This is a genomic window from uncultured Desulfovibrio sp. (genome assembly GCF_944327235.1).
Taxonomy (GTDB): domain Bacteria; phylum Desulfobacterota; class Desulfovibrionia; order Desulfovibrionales; family Desulfovibrionaceae; genus Desulfovibrio.
In genome coordinates, this window is sequence record NZ_CALVHE010000141.1 from 1 (window position 1) to 3,327 (window position 3,327).

A 3,327-nucleotide genomic window follows, 5' to 3' on the forward strand; every position below is an offset into this window, starting at 1 on the left:
ACAAACTCCTCCTCAAGATGCTCAGAGAGAATCCTCTCTGCTAGTCATGACCCAAAAAGAAAAAGGATGAGGCTCCCCGCCCGGATGCCGGGCAACAGCCGCCAGCCAGCGGCAAAGAAAGAATAATAAGAAGAGAAGCCCCTACCCGTCGGAAGGTTCGAGCGCGAGCGCTCCCCCCTGTCCCGGCTGCGCCGCCTGTCCCGCATATCGCGGCAATCGCATCCCGCACGCCGCTTCCTGACCGGCGGCACGGCGCGCCCTGCCTTCGGGCGAACCGGGGACAGTCGCGTTGGAACGCAATACCCGGCGCAGCTCCTCCACATCCACGGTCTCCAGAAAGGCGATGATGTCTTTCCATATGCTGTGATAGCCGTAGCCGCCTTCCAGCATTTCCCGGATGGCGGCCTCTCGCGTCCAGCCCTGTTCGACCATGCGATACAACGCCACCACCATGCCGGTGCGGTCCGCCCCGTGCCAGCAATGCACCAGCACCGGCCCCGGAGAAACGGCGATGGCGCTCAGGGCCGCCACCACCCCCGGCATGTGCGGATCCCACGCCCGCATGGGCACATGGCGCAACAGCAGATCCGTCCCGGCGGCCAGCGACGCGTCCCGCTGTCGGCTTCGCAGGGAAACGACGGTGCGGATGCCCAGACGCTCGGCCTGTCGCATTCCCTCCGCCGTGGGCTGGGCGGAACGATACAACTTGTCGGAGACCCGATGCAGATTGGGCAATCCGGATACCTGCACAGCCTGCGCCCACTCCACCGGACGCTCTACCGCCTCGGCGGCCCAGCCCGCTCCGCCCGTCGCGCCAAGCAGGATGCAGACGCACAAGGTCAGGATGCACAGCCGGATGCCGGGCCGGGACGATGCACGCTCCGGGGAACGGTTTTGCCGCTGCCGAGCGAGCTGCACGCCCTGCCCCATCCCGGCAGACGTCGCGTGCTGGATATTCTTCTGGATGCCCGTGACAGCTCCCGGCCCCGCACACGCCACCCTTGCCGGATAAACACGAGTCAGCTTCCGTATCATGATCTTTTCCTCCGCAGCCTATGTCCATCCTCCGCCCTTGGGACGATTTCGATACGATGCCGTTTATTTTGCCGACAGACAACCCCAAACAACGACATTCCGCAACAACAAACATGACGACCGCCGATGCATTTTGCCTTTGAGAAAAGACAAGCGCGAGGCCGCGGCACAACACCGTCCGGCCAAAAGCAAGCGGGATGACCGCATTTTTTTTTCGCGAGACAAGAGGCCGTACGGTTTGGGACGCGAAGCGTTCCAAACTGGACATGCTTTAGAGCAATTCCACATTGAAAATGTGGATTGCTCTGGTAGTCGCGAGAGCGACTACCCGCAACCGAACACACGGAAAAACCACGCTTTTTCCGTAGTGTGAGGGCAGCGTCAGCATTGAAATTGGACACAATTTCAATGCGAATCCGCTCTAAAAAAAAGGGCTTTGATTACGTCAAACGACAATCAAAGCCCCATGTCTATGCCAGGATGGTGGAGGCGGGGGGAGTCGAACCCCCGTCCGAGAAAGTTCCACGCGAAGCGTCTACAGGTTTAGGTCAGGGATGGATCTCATGCCGTCGGTAGCCCCCGACCGGGCGCGACGGCACCAGCCCGCCGGTGCACTCCTCGCGATGGCCCCCGGCAGGCGCCGGGCATCGCCAGCCTGATGATGTGTCGCCAGCCGGACGTATCAGGCATCGGTCCGTCTGACGTGACCGTCTATGCGGTCAGGAGCCCTGCTGACTAGGCAGCGCAGGCGTATTCGTAATCGTTGTTGGCAATTACTTTGTTGCCGCTTTTTACGAGGCCAGCGGCGCCTCGACCTGCAACTCCGGCTTCCACGTCCCCGTCGAAACCAGTGCGCCCCCAAGAGGGAACATATTTTTATCGCTTTTTTTGCTGGATGGCAAGCCTCACGACCGTACCGGCGCGTGACGCCCGACGAGCAGAGCCTTTCCCGTTTGGGCGGCTCCGCGCGTCAAATCATGCGGCCTGTCGTTTCGCGAGAAAAACGCGCTCTTTCCGCTTGCTTTTGACCGGACGGCACTATGCCGCCGCCTCGCGTCATGGCTTTTTCAATGGCAAAGATCTACCGCACATAGAAGTGCGAGAACGGCCCTTTCAGGCACATATGGAAACGGGTGAACAGGCTGTTTTCCGCGCCTTCCTGATCCAGCTCCGCCTGAGCCTGACAGGCGATGTCCAGACCGTAGCCGAGCATCGCCAGTTTGGCCAGCTGCTGGAACTCTTCCTGCAAGGAAGGGATCTCCGCCACGATCTGACACAGATCGTCCGTAGAGTCATCCTCCCCCTCGATGATGAGCTGCCCTTCGGCGTTGAGGGAAAAATGCAGCTTGCTGGCGATGACCATCTCGCCAAGGTGCTGCCGCAAGTGCGCGATGAACCGCTCCTGCTGGGCGTCCAGCAGGGCCTCGAGATGATCCACGAGGCCGCGGCCGTGCTGCTCAAGCTGCTCAAGGGTGCGTTCGCCCGCCGCCGTCAGGGGCGGCTGCGGCATATCATCATAGCAGGATACTGCCGGAGACATGCCACGCTGCACATTGGCCATGCTGGCAAGCTGATTGGAGCTGTGAGGGTTCACGGTGTCCTCCGGACAGAAAAAATTTCCTGACCATACCATTTCCCTCCAGTTTTGCAAAAATAATACCAATTCACAGACAATGTACCGCGTGCCGCAGCGCGAAAAAAAAACATTGGCAAATCAGGCGGCTTGCTCTCCTCTGCCGACTGTCGCCAAACGTCCCCGCAGACAAATGGGAAAGATCTGCCTCGGAGCATGGTCGGTAGGAAAAAATTTCCTCCTGAGACGATGGCGCGTTTTGTCCTCGAAAAAGACAAAACGCTCCAAATGCGCTGAAAAAGAGCGTCGGGGGATGCGCCCTCGCGGGACAGGTCTCCCGCAGCAAGGGAAAGACCCCGCCTCAGGGAATCCAGCGGACAAGGCCCTTGGGGAAATCCGGCGGCAGATCATTTTTTTCGACGACGCTGAGGGGGATCAAGGTATAGCGTTTCTCCCCATTCTCTTTTTCACGCTTTCCCAAAAAAGGTTCATGTGTGGAAAACATTGCGCTGTAGCCCTTGAGGTCCTTTTCCTGGGAGGACTCGCCCAAAATGGGCGTGCGGTCCGTGCCGTCCTTTGCCGTCACCAGCTCTTCCCGTAGAGCTTCTCCTTCGCCTCTAAAAAGGGTCATCAGGTAATAATTCTTGGGTCATGACTAGCAGAGAGTCCATAAAGAGGCTAAAAGCAAGTTATGACAATGAAAAACAAGTACGCTTGCC

Annotated in this window: 3 protein-coding genes and 1 other RNA gene; all 4 read right to left on the reverse strand. The window is 59.2% G+C overall.

Going from position 1 to position 3,327, the window contains the following annotated elements:
* Nucleotides 1-141: 141 nt before the first annotated feature.
* The 4 genes from Q0K00_RS11565 to Q0K00_RS11580 all read right to left on the reverse strand — a co-directional run bounded on the left by Q0K00_RS11565 (nucleotide 142) and on the right by Q0K00_RS11580 (nucleotide 3,194).
* Nucleotides 142-1,035 (reverse strand): tyrosine-protein phosphatase, encoded by an 894-nt coding sequence (locus Q0K00_RS11565; protein ID WP_297229690.1) that lies wholly within the window; start codon nucleotides 1,033-1,035, stop codon nucleotides 142-144.
* Between the two features lie 481 nt (nucleotides 1,036-1,516).
* Nucleotides 1,517-1,895: a transfer-messenger RNA gene (gene ssrA, locus Q0K00_RS11570) on the reverse strand.
* A 221-nt stretch (nucleotides 1,896-2,116) separates the two neighbouring features.
* Nucleotides 2,117-2,629: a hypothetical protein gene (locus Q0K00_RS11575; protein WP_297229692.1), complete on the reverse strand. Its 513-nt coding sequence runs from the start codon at nucleotides 2,627-2,629 to the stop codon at nucleotides 2,117-2,119.
* Nucleotides 2,630-2,969: 340 nt separating this feature from the next.
* Entirely contained in the window at nucleotides 2,970-3,194 is a 225-nt protein-coding gene (locus Q0K00_RS11580) for a hypothetical protein (protein ID WP_297229694.1), read from the reverse strand.
* Nucleotides 3,195-3,327 lie beyond the last annotated feature (133 nt).

Excerpts from the sequence above, each read along its gene's own strand:
- Q0K00_RS11565 (WP_297229690.1), bottom strand. The coding sequence starts at position 1,035 with ATGATACGGAAGCTGACTCGTGTTTATCCGGCAAGGGTGGCGTGTGCG.